The 19,327-nt window shown below is 57.2% G+C and carries 20 protein-coding genes; 9 read left to right on the plus strand and 11 right to left on the minus strand.

Features of this window, described 5'->3' with window-relative positions; genetic code table 11:
- Nucleotides 1-69 precede the first annotated feature (69 nt).
- From FHC51_RS21495 to FHC51_RS21505, 3 genes are read left to right on the plus strand one after another with little or no spacing between them, the layout of a single operon-like run.
- The gene (locus tag FHC51_RS21495; RefSeq protein ID WP_220436559.1) at nt 70-453 is read left to right on the plus strand and encodes an ArsC family reductase; all 384 of its coding nucleotides are present in this window, start codon (nt 70-72) and stop codon (nt 451-453) included.
- A 3-nt stretch (nt 454-456) separates the two neighbouring features.
- A complete protein-coding gene (dapE, locus tag FHC51_RS21500; protein ID WP_220436560.1) occupies nt 457-1,584 on the plus strand; it encodes a succinyl-diaminopimelate desuccinylase in 1,128 nt (375 codons plus the stop codon).
- A 26-nt stretch (nt 1,585-1,610) separates the two neighbouring features.
- Nucleotides 1,611-1,808, plus strand: a complete 198-nt coding sequence (locus FHC51_RS21505) for a YpfN family protein (protein ID WP_032613036.1) — start codon at nt 1,611-1,613, stop codon at nt 1,806-1,808.
- 38 nt (nt 1,809-1,846) lie between these two features.
- Here FHC51_RS21505 and ypfH read toward each other — a convergent pair whose 3' ends face one another.
- The 6 genes from ypfH to dapA form a co-directional block, all read right to left on the minus strand.
- Nucleotides 1,847-2,542, minus strand: coding sequence for an esterase (ypfH, locus tag FHC51_RS21510; protein ID WP_156239517.1), 696 nt, complete (start codon nt 2,540-2,542; stop codon nt 1,847-1,849).
- Between the two features lie 73 nt (nt 2,543-2,615).
- Nucleotides 2,616-4,616: a tRNA(Met) cytidine acetyltransferase TmcA gene (locus tag FHC51_RS21515; protein ID WP_304608140.1), complete on the minus strand. Its 2,001-nt coding sequence runs from the start codon at nt 4,614-4,616 to the stop codon at nt 2,616-2,618.
- Nucleotides 4,617-4,631: 15 nt separating this feature from the next.
- Nucleotides 4,632-5,495, minus strand: coding sequence for a neutral zinc metallopeptidase (locus tag FHC51_RS21520; RefSeq protein ID WP_220436562.1), 864 nt, complete (start codon nt 5,493-5,495; stop codon nt 4,632-4,634).
- Between the two features lie 126 nt (nt 5,496-5,621).
- The gene (gene purC / locus FHC51_RS21525; protein ID WP_103180677.1) at nt 5,622-6,335 is read right to left on the minus strand and encodes a phosphoribosylaminoimidazolesuccinocarboxamide synthase; all 714 of its coding nucleotides are present in this window, start codon (nt 6,333-6,335) and stop codon (nt 5,622-5,624) included.
- 108 nt (nt 6,336-6,443) lie between these two features.
- Nucleotides 6,444-7,478: an outer membrane protein assembly factor BamC gene (gene bamC / locus FHC51_RS21530; protein ID WP_220436563.1), complete on the minus strand. Its 1,035-nt coding sequence runs from the start codon at nt 7,476-7,478 to the stop codon at nt 6,444-6,446.
- A 16-nt stretch (nt 7,479-7,494) separates the two neighbouring features.
- Entirely contained in the window at nt 7,495-8,373 is an 879-nt protein-coding gene (gene dapA / locus FHC51_RS21535; protein ID WP_103180679.1) for a 4-hydroxy-tetrahydrodipicolinate synthase, read from the minus strand.
- 145 nt (nt 8,374-8,518) lie between these two features.
- Between dapA and FHC51_RS21540 the strand changes: the two genes are divergently transcribed.
- Both FHC51_RS21540 and bcp read left to right on the plus strand, forming a co-directional pair.
- Complete coding sequence (locus FHC51_RS21540; protein ID WP_197080105.1) at nt 8,519-9,088, plus strand: glycine cleavage system transcriptional repressor; 570 nt, start codon at nt 8,519-8,521, stop codon at nt 9,086-9,088.
- Entirely contained in the window at nt 9,088-9,558 is a 471-nt protein-coding gene (gene bcp, locus FHC51_RS21545; protein WP_039029687.1) for a thioredoxin-dependent thiol peroxidase, read from the plus strand. The genes FHC51_RS21540 and bcp overlap by 1 nt, the downstream gene beginning before the upstream one ends.
- 95 nt (nt 9,559-9,653) lie before the next feature.
- Here bcp and FHC51_RS21550 read toward each other — a convergent pair whose 3' ends face one another.
- Complete coding sequence (locus tag FHC51_RS21550) at nt 9,654-10,715, minus strand: AI-2E family transporter (protein ID WP_114314303.1); 1,062 nt, start codon at nt 10,713-10,715, stop codon at nt 9,654-9,656.
- 222 nt (nt 10,716-10,937) lie between these two features.
- Between FHC51_RS21550 and bepA the strand changes: the two genes are divergently transcribed.
- Together bepA and arsC are read left to right on the plus strand one after the other, a co-directional pair.
- Nucleotides 10,938-12,401, plus strand: a complete 1,464-nt coding sequence (bepA, locus tag FHC51_RS21555; RefSeq protein ID WP_114385993.1) for a beta-barrel assembly-enhancing protease — start codon at nt 10,938-10,940, stop codon at nt 12,399-12,401.
- Between the two features lie 11 nt (nt 12,402-12,412).
- The gene (gene arsC, locus FHC51_RS21560) at nt 12,413-12,772 is read left to right on the plus strand and encodes an arsenate reductase (glutaredoxin) (protein WP_103824653.1); all 360 of its coding nucleotides are present in this window, start codon (nt 12,413-12,415) and stop codon (nt 12,770-12,772) included.
- A gap of 32 nt (nt 12,773-12,804) precedes the next feature.
- Here the strand turns inward: arsC and FHC51_RS21565 are convergent, their stop codons facing one another.
- The 4 genes from FHC51_RS21565 to FHC51_RS21580 form a co-directional block, all read right to left on the minus strand.
- Nucleotides 12,805-13,506 carry a DnaA inactivator Hda gene (locus FHC51_RS21565; protein ID WP_214422612.1) on the minus strand — a complete coding sequence of 234 codons (702 nt, stop codon included), beginning with the start codon at nt 13,504-13,506 and terminating at the stop codon, nt 12,805-12,807.
- A 95-nt stretch (nt 13,507-13,601) separates the two neighbouring features.
- Nucleotides 13,602-14,891 (minus strand): uracil permease, encoded by a 1,290-nt coding sequence (gene uraA / locus FHC51_RS21570; protein ID WP_220436564.1) that lies wholly within the window; start codon nt 14,889-14,891, stop codon nt 13,602-13,604.
- Nucleotides 14,892-14,985: 94 nt separating this feature from the next.
- A complete protein-coding gene (gene upp, locus FHC51_RS21575; protein WP_032613066.1) occupies nt 14,986-15,612 on the minus strand; it encodes a uracil phosphoribosyltransferase in 627 nt (208 codons plus the stop codon).
- A gap of 257 nt (nt 15,613-15,869) precedes the next feature.
- Nucleotides 15,870-17,300, minus strand: a complete 1,431-nt coding sequence (locus FHC51_RS21580) for a 6-phospho-beta-glucosidase (RefSeq protein ID WP_220436565.1) — start codon at nt 17,298-17,300, stop codon at nt 15,870-15,872.
- Nucleotides 17,301-17,578: 278 nt separating this feature from the next.
- On the opposite strand from FHC51_RS21580, the gene purM reads away from it, so the two are divergent.
- Both purM and purN read left to right on the plus strand, forming a co-directional pair.
- Nucleotides 17,579-18,616, plus strand: coding sequence for a phosphoribosylformylglycinamidine cyclo-ligase (gene purM / locus FHC51_RS21585; RefSeq protein ID WP_220436566.1), 1,038 nt, complete (start codon nt 17,579-17,581; stop codon nt 18,614-18,616).
- On the plus strand, nt 18,613-19,254 hold the full coding sequence (gene purN / locus FHC51_RS21590; RefSeq protein ID WP_220436567.1) for a phosphoribosylglycinamide formyltransferase: 642 nt from the start codon (nt 18,613-18,615) through the stop codon (nt 19,252-19,254). The genes purM and purN overlap by 4 nt, the downstream gene beginning before the upstream one ends.
- Nucleotides 19,255-19,327 lie beyond the last annotated feature (73 nt).

Genomic DNA, 19,327 nt, shown 5'->3' on the forward strand with positions numbered 1-19,327 from the left:
GTTGTAGTTTTAATGATTTATGAACGTCTGTATGCTACAGACCTAACCAAGTTGCACAGGTAAAACCCTATGACAGACCATTCTGAACCGAAAATTATCATGTACGGCCTTTCTCCTAAAGTATGCGACACTATCAAAAAAGCCCGCCGCTGGCTGGAGCAAAACAACGTTGAGTACCGTTTTCACGACTATCGCGCCGATGGTATTGATGCTGATTTGATGCAGAAATTTATTGCTGAGCTCGGCTGGGAAGCGCTGCTCAACACGCGCGGCACCACCTGGCGCAAACTGGATGAAAGTGTGCGGGCCAGCATCAACAATGCCGACAGCGCAGCCGCATTAATGGTGGAAATGCCCGCAATCATCAAACGCCCATTGCTCTGGGCGCCCGGTAAGCCTATGCTGCTGGGTTTCAACGAAAATCAATACCAAACCTATTTTATTGAGGTGTAGTCTATGTCATGCCCGGTCATTGAGCTGACTCAGCAGCTTATTCGCCGCCCCTCCCTGAGCCCTGATGATGCGGGTTGTCAGGCTTTGATGATCGAACGCCTGCGGGCGATTGGTTTTACCGTCGAACCGATGGATTTTGGCGATACGCAAAATTTCTGGGCCTGGCGCGGCCAGGGTGAAACGCTGGCATTTGCCGGACATACCGATGTGGTGCCAGCCGGTGATGCCGATCGCTGGATCAATCCTCCTTTCGAACCGACGATCCGCGACGGCATGCTGTTTGGTCGCGGTGCGGCGGACATGAAAGGCTCGCTGGCTGCGATGGTGGTTGCCGCCGAACGTTTCGTGGCGCAATACCCGAACCATAAAGGCCGCCTGGCATTTTTAATTACCTCAGACGAAGAGGCCAGCGCCAAAAACGGCACCGTGAAGGTGGTTGAAACGCTGATGGCGCGTAATGAACGTCTGGATTACTGCCTGGTGGGCGAGCCGTCCAGCACCGAAATGGTGGGCGACGTAGTGAAAAATGGCCGTCGCGGCTCCATGACCTGCAACCTGACCATTCACGGCGTCCAGGGCCACGTGGCTTATCCGCATCTGGCGGATAACCCGGTACACCGCGCCGCGCCGATGCTTAACGAGCTGGTGGCGATCGAGTGGGACAAAGGCAACGAGTATTTCCCGCCGACCAGCATGCAGATCGCCAACATTCAGGCCGGTACCGGCAGCAACAACGTGATCCCTGGCGATCTCTTTGTGCAGTTTAACTTCCGCTTCAGCACCGAGCTGACGGACGAGATGATCAAAGCCCGCGTCGTGGCCCTGCTGGAGAAACACCAGCTGCGCTACAGCATCGACTGGTGGCTTTCGGGCCAGCCGTTCCTGACCGGGCGCGGCAAACTGGTGGATGCGGTGGTTAACGCCATCGCGCACTATAATGAAATTAAACCGCAACTGCTGACCACAGGCGGTACCTCTGACGGACGCTTTATTGCCCGCATGGGTGCACAGGTGGTCGAACTTGGGCCGGTGAATGCCACGATTCATAAAATCAATGAATGCGTGAATGCCGCTGATTTGCAACTGCTGGCCCGTATGTATCAACGTATCATGGAGCAACTCGTCGCCTGACGGTTGCCCCAAAGAAGGATAAGCGAATGGACTGGCTGGCTAAATACTGGTGGCTCCTGGTACTGGTTTTTCTGGTAGGCGTACTGCTGAATGTGATCAAGGATCTCAAGCGCGTTGACCATAAGAAATTCCTCGCCAACAAACCTGAACTCCCCCCACATCGTGACTTTAACGATAAGTGGGATGATGAAGACGACTGGCCGAAGAAAGACCAGAAGAAGTAATGCCTTTCCCTCTCCCCTTGCGGGGAGAGGGTTATCCGCTAAAAGAACTCCACGATATCGTCGTCATTAGGCTTGCCGCCGCTGAGCGCTTCATCGAAGTAACGTTTCGGCACGGTAAAACGCAGGTGATCCAGCGCAAACTGCATGCTGCGATCGTCTATGGCGTGTCCCAGATCGTCGACAATATCCAGCGTCACATCACCGCCCGCGCGGATCAGCGCCTCCTGAGCAGCAACCGCATGGGAGAGCTCAATCACGCGATCTTCCCCGCCGTGGATCAGATGAATAGTGGTTCTGGTGGTCGCCTGTCCGGGCAAGGTCGCATAGCGGCCATTGAAAGCAATTACCCGCGAGACCAGGCCTGGCTCCGCTTTTATGCTCTCCAGCGCCATAATCGCCCCCTGGGAAAAACCGATCAACGCTGTGGCATCCGCCTTCACACCGCTTTGCTGCTGCCAGTAACGCACCGTTTCGACAAAGGTGGGCATGATGGCATCCACGCGCCCCTGACGGCTCTCTTCGGTCACGTCCTGCACAGAAAACCACTGGCGGCCGTTCGGGCCGCAAGGCTCCGGACCACCCACGCTGACCACAAGCGCGTCAGGAAACAGTGGCGCAAACCAGCGGCCAATCTCCCCCATATTGACCGGGTTGTCGCCAACGCCATGAAACAGCAGCAGAAGCTGTTTGGCTGGCATAGCGGGGCTCTGGACAACAAAATGGTCATGTTTCATGGCAGTCTCCTTAATGGGTAAGCGGGATTCTACGCCTGACAGGCAGAATGAACATGCCAGTTTACTGATGAAGTTATTGAAAAAATTGCCATTGCAAAACCGTCTGCTTCAGCTCCTGACAGCGCTGACTGTCCAGCTGCGCCAGCGCCTGGCCCGCCTCGCTGCGTAGACGACTCAGTAACGCCTTGCGCCCGTTCAGCCCCAGACTCTGGCTCAGAGCGCCGTCGTCCCGGTCCTGCTCGATTTTGCCCCGCAAGCCTGCCAGGGGCAGAATCGTTGACCGCAGCAGGCGTGTCAGACTGGCAAACGACGCCGTGAGGGGGCGATGTGCAAAAGCAAATCCGGCCAGCTCCAGCCAGTCATCATCATTAAGGGTAGACTCACCCGCGGGCTCTACCGGGATCTTTTCTCCGTTCATGCGTTCAATCACCGCGGCATCACGACAGAGCCGCTGATGCTCGCGCTGACACAGCGCCTGCCCCGCCGGGCTCAGCGGCAGCATCGCCATTGCCGTGTAGCAGCCACTGCTGGCCTCCCGGTGGCTCCCCATCCGCACCAGCACAAAACCGCAGCGCTGCCAGAAACGCCAGAGCGCGTCGGTGTAACCAAAGCTCACAGAAAGGTAGTCGAGGCTCGTCTGCTGGCGGGCCGCGGCCACCAGCGCCCGGCCAATGCCTTCGCGCTGGCGGGCAGGATGGACGGCTACGCGGGTCACCCGTCTCGCGCTCAGCGTTGCCGCCAGGGGCGAGCCCCCGTGTGCCGCCAAAGATTGCGCCACCAGATTGCCGCGCGGACGCCGGTAGCCCGCCCATACCGCCTGGCTGAGCGCCGGGCTTAAGCCTCCCTCCTCCACCAGCCACAGCGCGCCGCAGACGCTCTCTCCTGCCCGGGCGACGGCAAAATGCTGTCCGGGAGCATCCATCATGCGTCGCAGATCGAGGGGGGATGTCCGGTAGTGGGCGGCGCAAAGCAGTTTATAGACCGCCGCCGGGAGCGCAGGGGCGCGGTTCCAGGCCTCCTGCTCCAGGGTTGCGTAGCTGATCTCACCCTGCGGAGTGCTGTCGTCGGGCTCATCATCAAACAGCAGCACCTGGGCGATAATGCGCTCCAGCGGGCACCCTGCCGCCCAGCGCACCGGGGTGGAGAGGGTGAAGTAACGCAGCCCGGCAAAACGGGCGCAGAATTTCAGCAGGAACCCCCTGCCGGTGCCCTCATAGCCCTGCACCGTGGTGGTAAGCAGGACCCGGGGGAAGCGCGTCACCAGCCGCTCCAGCAGCGGGCCGGGAATGGCCGCCGCCTCATCAACGATCAACCAGTCGGCATGCTCGTCCGAGGCCAGCAGTGCATCAGGAGCCATAAAGCGATAGCGCTCACCGCCGAAACGGGCAATCACGTCGGTCGCCGCCCTGGCGGGAGCGGTGACAATGGCGTTGCCCGTAATGCGATGCAGCAGCATGCCCGCCAGCGCCGACTTGCCGCGCCCGCGCGGAGCGGTGACGGCAGCGACGCCTTCGGGCATGGTAATGAGCTGGTCGAGTATCGCGGCCTGCTCGCTCTGGGGCTCGCCGTTGGCCGGATGCCAGTCGGGTGCGGGTGGCGTTGGCGTAAGCATAAAAGGCTCGCCCTGCTGCCAGCGTAACACCTGCGGATCGCCCAGGATGTGGCGGCAGAAGCGGTCAATAAAGCGCGGCGTAGGGATGGGCTCTGGCCTGTCGCTCCAGCGCAGCGAATCCTGGTCGGGAATTTTTGGCCACTGTGTCAGAGCGGGGGTAAGTAGAACCAGTAGACTGCCGGCGCGCAGGGTGCCCGCCACGGCAGCAAGGGCCGAGACGTCGAAGCCGTGCCGGGCGTCGAAGATAGCGTGAAGAAACTCGCGGCCCAGCAGCTGATGCAGCGCCTGAGGCGCGCAGGATGGCGACTGCGGAGCGTCAGCGCCAATCCACAGCCACTCCCCGGGATAGTCCTCTTTCATCAGCCGCGCCTGCTGCTGCGTCCAGGTTTCATCCCCGCTCAGCACCAGCAGCCGCCGGTGCCCTTCCCGCGCCAGTTGTTCAGGCAGGCCTGATAAATTCATCCCTGACATTGAAGATTACAGCGCCTTGCCGAAGGTATTGCACTGTGCCGGATCGCCGCCGTCAAAGCCCTTTTTGAACCAGTTATAGCGCTGTTCTGACGTGCCGTGCGTAAAGCTGTCGGGCACGACATGGCCCTGACTTTGCTGTTGCAAACGGTCATCGCCAATGGCGTGGGCCGCGTTGAGGGCCTCTTCCAGATCGCCCGCCTCCAGCACGCCCTCCTGCTGCATCTTGTGACCCCAGACACCGGCGAAGCAGTCGGCCTGCAGCTCCATGCGTACCGACAGGGCATTCACCTCTCTCTCGCTGGCATTCTGCTGGAGCTGACGTACTTTAGGTTCAATCCCGAGCAGTTTTTGCACGTGATGGCCGACTTCATGGGCGATAACATAGCCCTGGGCAAAGTCGCCGTCGGCGCCCAGCTTATGTTTCATGTCATCGTAGAAGGAGAGATCGATATAGACGGTAGCGTCAGCAGGACAGTAGAACGGCCCCATGACCGATTGTCCGGTGCCGCAGCCGGTGCGGGTAGCGCCGCGATACATCACCAGCTTCGGTTGCTGGTAAGTACGCCCCATTTTTTCGAACAGCTGGCCCCAGGTATCTTCCGTGGTGGCGAGAATGACCGACGTAAATTTTGCCGCCTCGTCTTCGCTCGGGCTGATGGAGCGCGTTGCCTGCTGCTGTTGCTGAATCGGTTGCCCGGTTAGCAGCCCGCTCAGGTCGACCCCGTAGTAGCCCGCCACCACGACCACCAGCAAAATAATAATGCCGCCCTTGCCTCCCGGCAGGCGAAATCCCGGGCCGCCCATCGACGGGCCCCCACTGCTGCGTCTGTCATCCACATTGTCACTTTCACGACGCCCTTGCCAGCGCATAATCCCACCTCGAAAAATATCATCTTGATAATAAGTATGATCGTAGGCGCTTCGAAGCAAGATTACCACAGGAAACAGGAGTGAGATGCCAGAGGAGGCTGTGCTCCTCTGGCAGGTAAGGCAGGATTAATCGAGTTTAACACCCAGACGGTGAGCAACGGCTTCGTACGCTTCAATCAGGCCACCCAGGCTTTGGCGGAAGCGGTCTTTGTCCATTTTATCCAGGGTCTCTTTGTCCCACAGGCGGCTGCCGTCCGGGGAGAATTCATCACCCAGCACCACCTCACCTTTATACAATCCGAATTCCAGTTTGAAGTCGACCAGGATGAGGCCCGCGTCGTCAAACAGCTTCTTCAGCACGTCGTTGGCTTTGAAGGTCAGCTCCTGCATACGCGCCAGATTCTCTTTGCTCACCCAGCCAAAGGTTTCGCAGTAAGATTCGTTGACCATCGGATCGTGCATGGCGTCGTTTTTCAGGAACAGGTCGAACAGCGGTGGGTTCAGCTCCATGCCCTCTTCGATGCCCAGACGCTTCACCAGGGAGCCCGCGGCGCGGTTACGGACGACACATTCAACCGGCACCATGTCCAGCTTCTTCACCAGACACTCTGTATCGGACAGTAACGCTTCCATCTGCGTCGGGATACCCGCTTCTTCCAGTTTGCTCATAATGAAATGGTTGAACTTGTTGTTCACCATGCCCTTACGGTCAAACTGCTCAATGCGCGCGCCATCTCCTGCTGACGTATCATTGCGGAACTCGAGCACCAACAGATCCGGGTTTTCGGTGCTGTATACGGTTTTCGCTTTGCCACGATACAACTCAGCTTGCTTCTGCATCTTCATTACTCCTGGTGTGATGATTTGTGTTCAAAACTGGAGATATTATGCCACGCACACGTTTGCGTAGCACGAAAATTAAAAGGGCTGGATTAACCAGCCCTTTTTTTACTTGTTGAATGCCGCCTGAAGGACAGCGACCAGCGCATCATTCTGCGACTGGGTCAGGGTATGGCCTTTCGGATCGATAAACTGCAGGCTGCTACGGTTATCCAGATCGCCGACCTGAAGTTTGTAATCGCCTGAAGCCAGACCCGGATCGCGTACGCCCAGCTCTTCCCAGCTGCTGTCAGAGAGCGGTTTGTAGGTGAGCGTCATGCTGCCGGTTGAGCGGGTGCTGTCAGTGACTTTCATGCCGACACGCTCAAGGGTGGAAGGCAGACGCTGCCAGACCTGGTTAAACGGACCACGCACCACCAGCATTGGCAGACCGGTATCGTCGGCAGCGCTCTGCACGTCGAAGGTGGCACCATTACGGTTCTGAGCAGCATTCGCCGCGTCGGTGGCGCTCTTATCAAGACCCGCAGCAATCACGTTAAGCAGCTCGGTGCTGTAACGCTGCATGGATGCCGCGTCGGCAACCGGTTTGCCCGCCTGCTCCAGGTTGATGAGCTTAACCACCACCGCCTGCTGATAACCCTGAGGTTTAACAGAGACTTGATAACGCCCACGGTACTGTTGATCTTCATCCAGACGGCTCCATTCGATCCAGTCTGTCGTCAGCGTCTGGCTGGCATCGTCGCGCTGGGTGATCGCGTAGTTCTTCGACTGAAGTACGCTCACCACCTGCGGCCACAGCCCGGCATTGCGCGCGCTCTCAACCTGCAGCGTCGCGGTATCGCCGGTGAACTGAGTACGCGCCCCGCTTACCAGCGCCAGAGGCTGTGCTGGCGGACGAATATCAAGCGCTTTGCCTACCGCGCCGCTACCGTTGGCAACCGGAATGTTGTAGTCGCCATTCTGAATGGGCAGGATCATGCCAGCAGGTGCATGAAGTTCAGCAAGCGGCGCAGCATCCAGATAGGATTCGTCACCGCTCACCTGGCGCTTGTAGCGTGAATCTGAGCTACAGGCCGCGAGCAGCATAATAAGCGAAACACCCGCAACCTTCGCCAGGCGCGACTTCTGTACTGAGTAAGCCATCAAATCTCCCTAAACTTTACAGCAGACCGGCATGCTTCAGCGCCGCAGTGACCGTTTCACGACCGTGGTCGGTAATCGGGGTCATTGGCAGACGCAGCGTATCGGTCGCTACAAGTCCCAACTCCTTACATGCCCATTTCACTGGGATTGGATTGGGTTCGACAAATAATTTGTTGTGCAGCGGCATCAGACGCTGGTTAATCACACGCGCTTCCTGGAAATGACCAGCCGCAGCCAGTTTACACATTTCAGCCATATCGCGGGCTGCAACGTTAGAGGTCACGGAAATCACGCCGTGGCCGCCGAGCTGCATAAAGTCCAGCGAGGTCGCATCATCGCCACTCAGCAGAATAAAGTCGTCTGAAACCAGCTCTTTGATCTGATGAACGCGGCTTAAGTTCCCGGTCGCCTCTTTAATACCGATAATATTTTTTACTTTCGCGAGGCGGCCTACCGTTTCTGGCAGCATATCGCAGCCAGTGCGCGACGGCACATTATACAGAATTTGTGGCAAGTCAGTATGTTCAGCGATGGCTTTGAAATGCTGGAACAGACCTTCCTGGGTTGGGCGGTTGTAATATGGGGTTACCGTCAGGCAACCTACTACGCCGCTATCGTTGAAGCGCTGGGTCAGGCTGATGGCTTCAGCCGTGGCGTTGGCGCCCGTACCGGCGATAACCGGGATACGCCCGTCAGCCAGTTCAAGGGTCATCAACACCACTTCGCCATGCTCTTCGTGGCTCAACGTAGCAGATTCACCGGTAGTCCCTACCGAAACAATCGCCGAGGTTCCGCTGGCGACATGATAATCAATCAGTTTCTTCAGGCTTGACCGGCAGACATTACCTTTCTCATCCATCGGTGTTACAAGCGCGACAATACTTCCCGTGAACATGGGCCATCCTCTGTGCGTACAAGAGCCTCAATGGTACGTTTGGTGCTGTAATAAAAGCAAGCGACGTGAGACCTCCAGGTTATTGTATGCCGGTTTTTTTTATGCTTTCCTTAGAAAGACTAAACCACGCAAAGGAAGAACAGGTTTGACAACCTCATCACAACATTACCTGGTTATTACTGCGCTGGGTGCCGACAGGCCGGGGATCGTGAACACCATTACCCGCCACGTCAGTAGCTGCGGCTGCAACATCGAAGACAGCCGCCTGGCGATGCTGGGTGAAGAGTTCACTTTCATCATGCTGCTTTCCGGGTCGTGGAATGCGATCACCCTGATTGAATCGACCCTGCCGTTAAAAGGCGCAGAGCTGGATCTGCTGATCGTGATGAAGCGCACCACCGCGCGCCCACAGCCTGCCCTGCCCGCTACCGTCTGGGTCCAGGTGGAAGTGACTGACTCCCCGCATTTAATCGAACGCTTTACCGCCCTGTTTGACAGCCACCAGATGAATATCGCCGAGCTGGTCTCGCGGACGCAACCGGGCAAAGATGACACCGTGCCGAAACTGTTTATTCAGATCACCGCCCACAGCCCGGCGTCGCGGGATGCCTCAAATATCGAGCAAGCGTTCAAAGCCCTCTGTACAGAACTGAATGCGCAAGGCAGTATTAACGTCGTCAATTATTCCCAGCATGAACAGGATGGAGTTGAGTAATGAATCCACTGAAAGCCGGTGACATCGCACCGAAATTTAGCTTGCCCGATCAAGACGGTGAGCAAGTAAATTTGACCGACTTCCAGGGACAGCGTGTACTGGTCTATTTCTACCCGAAAGCCATGACCCCAGGCTGTACCGTACAAGCCTGCGGCTTACGCGATAACATGGACGAGTTGAAAACCGCCGGCGTCGAAGTGCTGGGTATCAGCACCGACAAGCCGGAAAAACTGTCTCGTTTCGCCGAAAAAGAGCTGCTTAACTTCACGCTGCTTTCTGACGAAGATCACCAGGTTTGCAACGCGTTTGGCGTCTGGGGTGAGAAAACCTTTATGGGTAAAACCTATGACGGTATCCACCGCATCAGCTTCCTGATCGACGCTGACGGCAAAGTTGAACACGTGTTTGATGACTTCAAAACCAGCAATCACCACGATGTGGTGCTGGAGTGGGTGAAAGCGAACGCCTGATTCGGCTCTTCGCTTGTTTCGCCGGGTGGCGCTACGCTTACCCGGCCTACAAAACCCGTAGGCCCGTGCAAGCGTTAGCGCCGCCGGGCAACAGCCTACTCCTCCACTGCCGGCACATCCGGCCAGGCATGCACCACCGCTTTGACCAGCGTTGCCAGCGGGATCGCGAAGAAGACTCCCCAGAATCCCCATAATCCGCCAAAAATCACCACCGACAGAATAATGACGAGTGGGTGCAGGTTTACCGCTTCCGAGAACAGCACCGGCACCAGCAGGTTTCCGTCCAGCCCCTGAATGATCAGATAGACGACGAAACAGCTCCAGAACTCGGTGCCCAGACCAAACTGGAAGAGCGCCACGCCCACCACCGGAATGGTGACCACAAACGCCCCGATATAGGGAATCAACACCGAGAAGCCCACCAGCACCGCCAGCAGCAGCGAGTAGTTCAGGCCGAAGATTAAGAAGCCAATCCAGGTGGCAACCCCAACGACAATCATCTCCAGCACTTTACCGCGAATGTAGTTGGTGATCTGCTGGTTCATCTCCTTCCACACCTGCCCTGCCAGCCCACGGTTACGCGGCAGGACGCGACGCACCGCGTTAAGCATCTGATCTTTGTCCTTGACCAGGAAGAAGACCATCAGCGGCACCAGCACCAGATAGACCGCCAGCGTCAGCAGGCCCACCAGCGACGCGAGGGAGAATTTCACCACCGTATCCCCCATCGTCATGATGCGGGTGCGCATGTTCTCGGCCATGGCATCGATGATGCCCGCATCCATCAGGGCCGGATAGCGGCGCGGCAGGGTGGCGGCAAAATCAGAGAGTTTGCTGAGCATCCCCGGCATATCGCGGATGAGATTGATCCCCTGCTGCCAGGCGATCGGCAATACTACAAAGGACATCACCATCAGGATGCCGACAAAAAAGACCAGCACGATGATGCTGGCCCAGCGGCGGGAACAGCCAATATTTTCCAGCCGGACGGTAGGCCACTCCAGTAAATAGGCGAGCACGATCGCCACCAGTAGCGGCGCCAGCAGCCCGCTAAAGAAGAAGAGGATGCCAAAACCGGCAACCAGAATAACCAGCAAAGCAATGGCCTCGGGGTCGCTAAAACGACGGCGGTACCACTGCATTAATAACTCGAGCATTCAACCCTTCCCTGAAGATATTGGCGGAACGTAAAGGGTGAATTGTATCGAAGAGTTAATGAAAAGACTTTCGCTTTTTCTTGCTCCGTCACAAAACGCAAAAGCCTGAAAAGAGGGATTTTCTTATCGCCCTGAGGCGCATACACTTGCAGAGCAGCCGCAGATGAACGATATGCGGGTTCTTCGGTCAAATTAGCACACCCACCAGACAGGACAGAGGTTATGTTCAGGCAGTTGAAAAAAACGTTGGTTGCGACGCTCATCGCTGCGCTGACCGCTGGCCAGATGATGCCAGCCTTCGCTGACTCTGCAGACGCATTGCCGGATATGGGCACCTCGGCAGGCAGCACGCTCTCCATTGGTCAGGAGATGCAAATGGGCGATTTCTACGTGCGCCAACTGCGCGGCAGTGCGCCGCTGATCAACGATCCATTGCTGGTGCAGTACATCAATTCGCTGGGGATGCGCCTTGTCTCCCACGCGGATTCGGTAAAGACCCCTTTCCACTTCTATTTGATCAATAACGACGAGATAAACGCCTTCGCCTTCTTCGGCGGCAACGTGGTGCTGCACTCGGCGTTATTCCGCTATGCCGACAACGAAAGCCAGCTGGCCTCGGTAATGGCGCACGAAATTTCTCACGTCACCCAGCGTCACCTGGCGCGCGCGATGGAAGATCAGAAGCGCAGCGCCCCTCTGACCTGGGTGGGCGCACTAGGCTCTATCCTGCTGGCGATGGCGAGCCCGCAAGCGGGTATGGCTGCGCTGACCGGTACCCTGGCGGGAACCCGTCAGGGGATGATCAGCTTTACCCAGCAGAATGAACAGGAAGCGGACCGCATCGGTATTCAGGTACTACAACGCTCCGGGTTCGACCCGCAGGCGATGCCGAACTTCCTCGAAAAGTTACTCGACCGGGCGCGCTACTCCTCGCGTCCGCCGGAAATTCTGCTGACTCACCCCCTGCCGGAAAGCCGTCTATCGGATGCCCGCAACCGTGCCAACCAGATGCGTCCGGTGGTGGTGCAGTCCTCAGAAGATTTCTACATGGCGAAGGTCAGAACCCTTGGCATGTACAACTCGGGGCGCAACCAGCTGACCAACGATCTGCTGGATGCCCTGAACAAAGGCAACGTGCGTGAACAGCGCGCTGCCCGGTATGGCCGTGCCTTACAGGCGATGGAAGCCAGCAATTATGACGAGGCCCGCAAGAACCTGCAGCCGCTGCTGACTGCAGAGGCCAACAATGCCTGGTATCTTGATCTGGCCACCGACATCGACTTAGGGCAGAAAAAAGCCCAGGATGCGATCAACCGTCTGAAAGGCGCCCGTGATCTGCGCAATAACCCGGTCCTGCAGCTCAACCTGGCGAATGCTTACTTACAGGGTGGACAGCCGCAGGAAGCCGCGCCCATTCTCAACCGCTACACCTTCAATAATAAAGATGATCCTAACGGCTGGGATCTGCTGGCCCAGGCGGAAGCCGCGCTCGGCCATCGCGATCAGGAGTTGGCAGCCCGCGCCGAAGGTTATGCCCTGGCCGGACGTCTGGATCAGGCCATCTCCCTGCTGAGCAGCGCCAGCTCGCAGGTGAAACTCGGCAGCCTGCAACAGGCCCGTTACGATGCCCGTATCGATCAGTTGCGCCAACTGCAGCAGCGCTATCGCGCGTATGAAAAGATGTAAAAGGAGAAAAGATGTCTGACGCGGTTACGATCTACCATAACCCTCGCTGCTCAAAGAGCCGCGAAACCCTGAACCTGCTGAAAGCCAACGGCGTTGAGCCGCAGGTGGTGCTCTATCTGGATACGCCGCCGGATGCCGACACCCTCCGCACGCTGCTTGCCCAACTGGGAATGACCAGCGCCAGAGCGTTAATGCGCCAGAAAGAGGAGCTTTACAGAGAGTTGGGGCTGGCAGACAGCGCGCTTAGTGAAGAGGCGTTAATTCAGGCGATGGTGGAGCATCCGAAGCTGATTGAGCGCCCGATTGTGGTGGCCAACGGCCAGGCCCGGATTGGACGACCGCCTGAGCAGGTGCTTGAGATTGTGAAGTAAGCAGGAATGGCCCGGTAGCGCGTGCGCCGGGCCTAAAGATTGAGAATGTCTTTCACAAAAGGAATGGTGAGTTTGCGCTGGGCAGTGATGGATGCCTTATCCAGCTGATCGAGGGTCATAAACAGCGTACGCATCTCGCGATCTAAACGTTTTAGCAGAAAACGTCCCACATCTTCCGGCAGTTCAAATCCCCGTAACCGCGCCCGCAGCTGCAAAGCCTGCAATTTATCCTCATCGGAAAGCGGCTGTAATTTGTAGATTTGTCCCCAGTCGAGACGCGAAGCCAGATCGGCCAGCCCGAGATTTAACTGACGCGGCGGTCGATCGCCGGTGATCAGCAGCCGGGTCTTTCCGGACTCCAGAATGCGGTTATAGAGATTGAAAATCGCCATCTCCCACAGCTCATCCCCCGCCACGCATTCGATATTGTCGATGCAGACCAGCGACAGCTGTTCCATCCCATCGAGCACCTCTGGCACAAACCAGGTGCGTTTATCCAGCGGCACATAGCCGACCGCATCCCCGCGCTGAGAAAGTTCAGCGCAGGCGGCGTGCAGCAGATGGCTGCGCCCTGCACCTTCGCGTGACCAGATATAGATGTAACCGCTGTGCTCCTGGCGCAACACGTTTTGCAGTGCAGCCAGTAAAGAGGGGTTATCACCCGGCCAGAAACTCGCGAAAGTTTCGTCGTCGGGAAGATAGAGTGGCAAAGAGAGCTGTGCCGGTGCGTTCAGAAATACCTCAACCAGGTCTTACTCGGAATCGGCCCAGAGTTTAACACGGAACAAGCGGGGAGAGAACCGGGCGGATCGGCCGCCCGGTTGCAGGATCAATGCGAGACTTTTTCGCTCTCTTCGGCGTCCAGCACCACCTCTTCCGGGCGCAGAACGGAGATCAGTTTGAAGATCAGGGCCAGACCGATACCGACGATGGTGGCCAGCGCCATGCCTTTCAGCTCAGCTGCGCCAATGTGCACCTTGGCACCGCTGACGCCGATAATCAGGATCACCGAGGTCAGGATCAGGTTTTGCGCTTTGCTGTAGTCAACTTTTGAGTCGATCAGAACGCGAATACCGGAGGCGCCGATCACCCCGTACAGCAGCAGAGAGACGCCGCCCATGACCGGAACCGGAATGATCTGGATCGCTGCCGCCAGCTTACCGACGCAGGAGAGCAGAATAGCGAAAATCGCCGCGCCGCCGATAACCCAGGTGCTGTACACACGAGTAATGGCCATCACGCCGATATTCTCACCGTAGGTGGTGTTGGGCGTGGAGCCGAAGAAACCGGAGATGATGGTTGAGAAGCCGTTGGCAAACATCGAGCGGTGCAGACCCGGGTCGCGGATCAGGTCGCGCTTGACGATATTGGCCGTGACCACCAGGTGACCGACGTGCTCGGCAATCACCACCAGCGCGGCAGGCAGAATGGTGAAGATGGCAAACCACTCAAAGCGCGGGGTGTAGAAGGTTGGCAGCGCGAACCAGTGGGCCTGGGCAATCAGGGTGGTATCCACAACGCCCATCGCAAAAGAGAGCGCATAGCCTGCCAGTACGCCAATCAGGATCGGGATAATCGCCATAAAACCACGGAACAACACGGAACCAAAGACCGTCACGCCCAGGGTTACCAGCGAGATAGTAATGGTTTTAGTATCCGGGGATTGTCCGTCAGCAGGCAGCAGACCCGCCATGTTCGCCGCCACACCGGCCAGTTCAAGACCGATGACGGCAACGATTGCGCCCATCGCCGCAGGGGGGAACATCACATCCAGCCAGCCGGTCCCCGCTTTCTTCACAATGAAAGCCACCAGACAGAACAGCACGCCGCACATAATGAAACCACCCAGCGCCACTTCATAGCCTAACGGCAGCAACAGCAAGACCGGGGAGATAAAGGCAAAGCTGGAGCCCAGGTAGGCCGGGATCTTACCTTTACAAATAAAGAGATAAAGCAGCGTACCGATGCCGTTAAACAGCAACACGGTGGCCGGGTTAATGTGGAACAGAATGGGCACCAGCACGGTTGCACCAAACATCGCAAACAGGTGCTGCAAACTAAGCGGGATTGTCTGTAAAAGTGGCGGTCTTTCACTCACCCCGATAGCACGGCGCGTCATAGAATCTTCCTCAAGTGTTGTTTGTTTTAAGCGGTTGGGTTTTTTATTCAAAAAAAAGCCGACTATCAAAGTCGGCTTCTTTTTCGTTATTCACTTATTTAGTACCAAAAATCTTATCGCCGGCATCGCCGAGTCCCGGGATGATGTACCCGTGCTCGTTCAGGCCCTGATCGACAGAGGCGGTGTACAGTTCAACGTCCGGGTGCGCTTTTTCCAGCGCAGCGATGCCTTCCGGCGCGGCAACCAGTACTAATACTTTGATGCTGCTGCAGCCCGCGTTTTTCAGCAGGTCGATGGTGGCGATCATGGAGCCACCGGTGGCCAGCATCGGGTCAACGACCAGCGCCATACGCTCGTCGATATTAGAGACCAGCTTCTGGAAATAAGGCACCGGCTCCAGCGTCTCTTCGTTACGGTAGATGCCAACCACGCTGATACGCGCGCTAGGGACGTGCTCCAGCACGCCTTCCATCATGCCCAGACCTGCGCGCAGGATTGGCACAACGGTAATTTTTTTGCCTTTGATCTGCTCAACCTGTACCGGGCCGTTCCAGCCTTCAATGGTCACAGTTTCGGTTTCCAGATCGGAGGTTGCTTCATAGGTCAGTAAGCTGCCAACTTCAGAGGCCAGTTCACGAAAGCGCTTAGTGCTGATGTCATGCTCACGCATCAGGCCCAGCTTGTGTTTAACGAGTGGGTGTTTCACTTCCACAATCTTCATTCTCTTTCTCCTTCGGGTGGCAGCCACAAAAAAAATCGCCGGATTATACCGCTTTTTTCGGACAGCGCCATACCCATCTTGCTTGACCGGGATCAACCAAAGTGAATTAGAGGCTGTCAGAGAGTATAAAAGAGACAAAAAAAACCGGCGGGGGATCGCCGGCTTTTGTGCGGGTTTTCGCCCGGCGGCGCTGCGCTTGCACGGGCCTACGATTTTGTAGGCCGGGTAAGGCGAAGCCGCCACCCGGCCGTGGACGTTTAAAGCGATTCGCCGTTGCTGGCGATCACCTTCTGATACCAGGCGAACGACTTCTTCTTGCTGCGATTCAGCGTGCCGTTGCCTTCGTTGTCTTTATCAACATAGATAAAGCCATAGCGTTTTTTCATCTCGCCCGTTCCGGCAGAGACCAGATCGATACAGCCCCACGGGGTGTAGCCCATCAGATCCACCCCGTCTTCCTCCACCGCTTTTTTCATCTCACGGATATGGGCGCTGAGATAGTCGATGCGGTACTGGTCATTGACCGTGCCGTCGCTCTCCAGCACGTCGATGGCGCCAAACCCGTTCTCGACAATAAACAGCGGCAGCTGGTAGTGATCCCAGAACCAGTTCAGGGAGTAACGCAGTCCCACCGGATCAATCTGCCAGCCCCAGTCCGATTTCTGCACATAGGGGTTGGAGACCAGGCTTTTGCTTTCGTCGTAGTCCAGTTGCGGGTTGTCCTCCGTGGCTTTGGTGGCAAACGACCTGTAGTAGCTGAAGCCGATGTAATCCACGCAGCCCTGCTTCAGTGCCGCTTTATCCTCTTCGGTGATATCCAGCGCAAAACCGCGACGGGCAAAGTAGTTCAGCAGGTGTTGCGGATAGGCGCCGCGCACGTGTACATCGGTGAACCAGTAGCGGCGGTGCATGGCGTTCATCGCCATCATCATGTCGTTCGGGGCGCAGGTCAGGGGATAGATCGGGCACATGGCGATCATGCAGCCAATTTTCAGCGACGGGTTGATGTCGCGTCCGGCTTTTACCGCCAGGGCGCTGGCCACCAGCTCATAGTGCGCCGCCTGGAACATCACCGGCTCACGATCCTCACCCGGCTGGTACTTCAGCCCGGAGTTGGTAAACGGGGCGAAATCTTCGTGGAAGTTGGCCTGGTTGTTGATCTCGTTAAAGGTCATCCAGTACTTCACTTTGTGCTGATAGCGCTCGAACACCACGCTGGCAAAGCGCACAAAGAAGTCGATCAGTTTGCGGTTACGCCAGCCGCCGTACTCTTTCACCAGGTGATAAGGCATTTCGAAGTGCGAGAGGGTAATCACCGGCTCGATGCCATGCTTCAGGCACTCATCAAACAGATCGTCGTAAAATTGTAGTCCCGCCTCATTGGGTTGCTGTTCATCGCCTTTCGGGAAAATACGCGTCCAGGCAATGGAGGTGCGGAAACATTTAAAGCCCATTTCCGCGAACAGCCGGATGTCGTCTTTGTACCGGTGATAGAAATCGATGGCTTCATGGTTGGGGTAGTTTTTGCCCGGCAGTACGCCGTCGGTAATTTCGCGGGGGACGCCGTGAGCGCCAGCGGTCATCACGTCTGCCACACTCGTGCCCTTCCCGCCCTCCTGCCAGCCGCCTTCAAGTTGATGCGCCGCCACCGCGCCGCCCCACAGAAAACCCTCTTTGAATCCTGACATGCGATATCCCTCATTCAGCGTTAATTATCGGCAAAAAAGAGTACAGAAACCGGTTTCAGTGAAATGATGTGCATTCACTGGCAGGGTTGCAAGAATAAGAATGTACCCGGTTTCATTTTCGTGAACGGGTTCAAGTTTGTGCGCCAGGCTGCGATTTTCTCTGGATTTTCAGGCGCACGATTTTCTGTTGCAGAATGGGCTCGCAAACGTTTGCCTGGACTGTTAGAATTGCGCCGATTTTTCTTATATCGCAATGCAATCGCGTGGGGACTTGAGCCGTGACCAACAAAACTTCTCTCAGCTACAAAGATGCCGGTGTAGATATTGACGCAGGTAATGCGCTGGTTGACCGTATCAAAGGGGTAGTTAAAAAAACCCGCCGCCCGGAAGTGATGGGAGGTCTGGGAGGATTCGGCGCACTGTGCGCGCTGCCGCAAAAATACCGTGAACCGGTTCTGGTCTCAGGCACCGACGGCGTGGGCACCAAGCTGCGTCTGGCGATGGATCTGAAACGCCACGACACCATCGGCGTTGACCTGGTCGCCATGTGCGTGAACGACTTGGTGGTTCAGGGCGCTGAGCCGCTGTTCTTCCTCGACTACTACGCGACCGGCAAGCTGGACGTCGATACCGCAGCCAGCGTCATCAGCGGTATCGCGGAAGGTTGCTTGCAGTCAGGCTGTGCGCTGGTGGGCGGCGAAACCGCTGAAATGCCGGGCATGTACCACGGCGACGATTATGACGTGGCTGGCTTCTGCGTGGGCGTTGTCGAAAAATCAGAGATCATTGACGGCAGCAAAGTGGCCGACGGCGACGTGCTGATTGCGCTGGGCTCCAGTGGCCCGCACTCTAACGGCTACTCCCTGGTGCGTAAAATTGTTGAAGTGAGCGGCTGCGACCCGCTCACCACCGAGCTGGAAGGCAAACCGCTTGCCGATCACCTGCTCGAACCGACCCGTATCTATGTGAAATCCATTCTGGAGCTGATTGAGAATGTGGACGTTCACGCGATTGCCCACCTGACCGGCGGCGGCTTCTGGGAAAATATTCCGCGTGTGCTGCCGGACAACACCCAGGCGGTGATCGATGAATCCTCCTGGCAGTGGCCAGCAGTATTCAACTGGCTGCAGGATGCCGGTAACGTCAGCGATCACGAGATGTATCGCACCTTCAACTGTGGCGTGGGGATGGTTATCGCCCTGCCGGCAAGCGAAGTGGACAATGCCCTGGCGCTGCTGCAGGCGAAAGGTGAAAACGCGTGGAAAATCGGTATCATCAAAGCGTCTGATTCCGAACAGCGTGTGGTCATTGAATGAAAAATATAGTGGTGCTCATTTCCGGTAACGGAAGTAATTTGCAGGCTATCATCGATGCCTGCAAACAGAAGAAGATCAACGGCACCCTCCGCGCAGTATTCAGTAACAAGGCCGATGCATACGGCCTTGAGCGTGCCCGCGACGCGGGCATTGCCGCGCATGCGCTCAGCGCCGCCCAGTTTGCCAGCCGCGAGGCTTTTGACCGCGAGCTGGTGCAGGAGATTGACGCCTACGCCCCGGACGTGGTGGTGCTGGCTGGCTACATGCGGATCTTAAGCCCGGCGTTTGTCGCGCACTATGCCGGACGACTGCTGAATATCCACCCTTCCCTGCTGCCAAAATATCCCGGCCTGAATACCCACCGTCAGGTGCTGGATAACGGCGACCTGGAGCACGGCACCTCGGTCCATTTCGTTACCGACGAACTGGACGGTGGCCCGGTGATCCTGCAGGCGAAAGTGCCGGTGTTTGCAGGCGACAGCGAAGAGGATGTGACCGCCCGGGTTCAGGCCCAGGAGCATGCCATCTACCCGCTGGTGGTGAGCTGGTTCGTTGATGGCCGTCTTGAAATGCGCGACGGCGCCGCCTGGCTGGATGGCGCGCCGTTACCCCCGCAAGGCCATGCGGCGGAAGAGTAAACTTTTGCCGGGTGGCGCTATCGCTTACCCGGCCTACAGCACCTTTTGCCCCGCCAACTCTCTATTATTCCTC

It is taken from the genome of Leclercia sp. EC_58 (assembly GCF_019584355.1).
Classification (GTDB): domain Bacteria; phylum Pseudomonadota; class Gammaproteobacteria; order Enterobacterales; family Enterobacteriaceae; genus Enterobacter.

Coding starts and splice junctions, on each gene's coding strand:
- FHC51_RS21495 (WP_220436559.1), top strand. CDS start 70: ATGACAGACCATTCTGAACCGAAAATTATCATGTACGGCCTTTCTCCT.
- dapE (WP_220436560.1), top strand. CDS start 457: ATGTCATGCCCGGTCATTGAGCTGACTCAGCAGCTTATTCGCCGCCCC.
- FHC51_RS21505 (WP_032613036.1), top strand. CDS start 1,611: ATGGACTGGCTGGCTAAATACTGGTGGCTCCTGGTACTGGTTTTTCTG.
- ypfH (WP_156239517.1), bottom strand. CDS start 2,542: ATGAAACATGACCATTTTGTTGTCCAGAGCCCCGCTATGCCAGCCAAA.
- FHC51_RS21515 (WP_304608140.1), bottom strand. CDS start 4,616: ATGAATTTATCAGGCCTGCCTGAACAACTGGCGCGGGAAGGGCACCGG.
- FHC51_RS21520 (WP_220436562.1), bottom strand. CDS start 5,495: ATGCGCTGGCAAGGGCGTCGTGAAAGTGACAATGTGGATGACAGACGC.
- purC (WP_103180677.1), bottom strand. CDS start 6,335: ATGCAGAAGCAAGCTGAGTTGTATCGTGGCAAAGCGAAAACCGTATAC.
- bamC (WP_220436563.1), bottom strand. CDS start 7,478: ATGGCTTACTCAGTACAGAAGTCGCGCCTGGCGAAGGTTGCGGGTGTT.
- dapA (WP_103180679.1), bottom strand. CDS start 8,373: ATGTTCACGGGAAGTATTGTCGCGCTTGTAACACCGATGGATGAGAAA.
- bcp (WP_039029687.1), top strand. CDS start 9,088: ATGAATCCACTGAAAGCCGGTGACATCGCACCGAAATTTAGCTTGCCC.
- FHC51_RS21550 (WP_114314303.1), bottom strand. CDS start 10,715: ATGCTCGAGTTATTAATGCAGTGGTACCGCCGTCGTTTTAGCGACCCC.
- bepA (WP_114385993.1), top strand. CDS start 10,938: ATGTTCAGGCAGTTGAAAAAAACGTTGGTTGCGACGCTCATCGCTGCG.
- arsC (WP_103824653.1), top strand. CDS start 12,413: ATGTCTGACGCGGTTACGATCTACCATAACCCTCGCTGCTCAAAGAGC.
- uraA (WP_220436564.1), bottom strand. CDS start 14,891: ATGACGCGCCGTGCTATCGGGGTGAGTGAAAGACCGCCACTTTTACAG.
- upp (WP_032613066.1), bottom strand. CDS start 15,612: ATGAAGATTGTGGAAGTGAAACACCCACTCGTTAAACACAAGCTGGGC.
- FHC51_RS21580 (WP_220436565.1), bottom strand. CDS start 17,300: ATGTCAGGATTCAAAGAGGGTTTTCTGTGGGGCGGCGCGGTGGCGGCG.
- purN (WP_220436567.1), top strand. CDS start 18,613: ATGAAAAATATAGTGGTGCTCATTTCCGGTAACGGAAGTAATTTGCAG.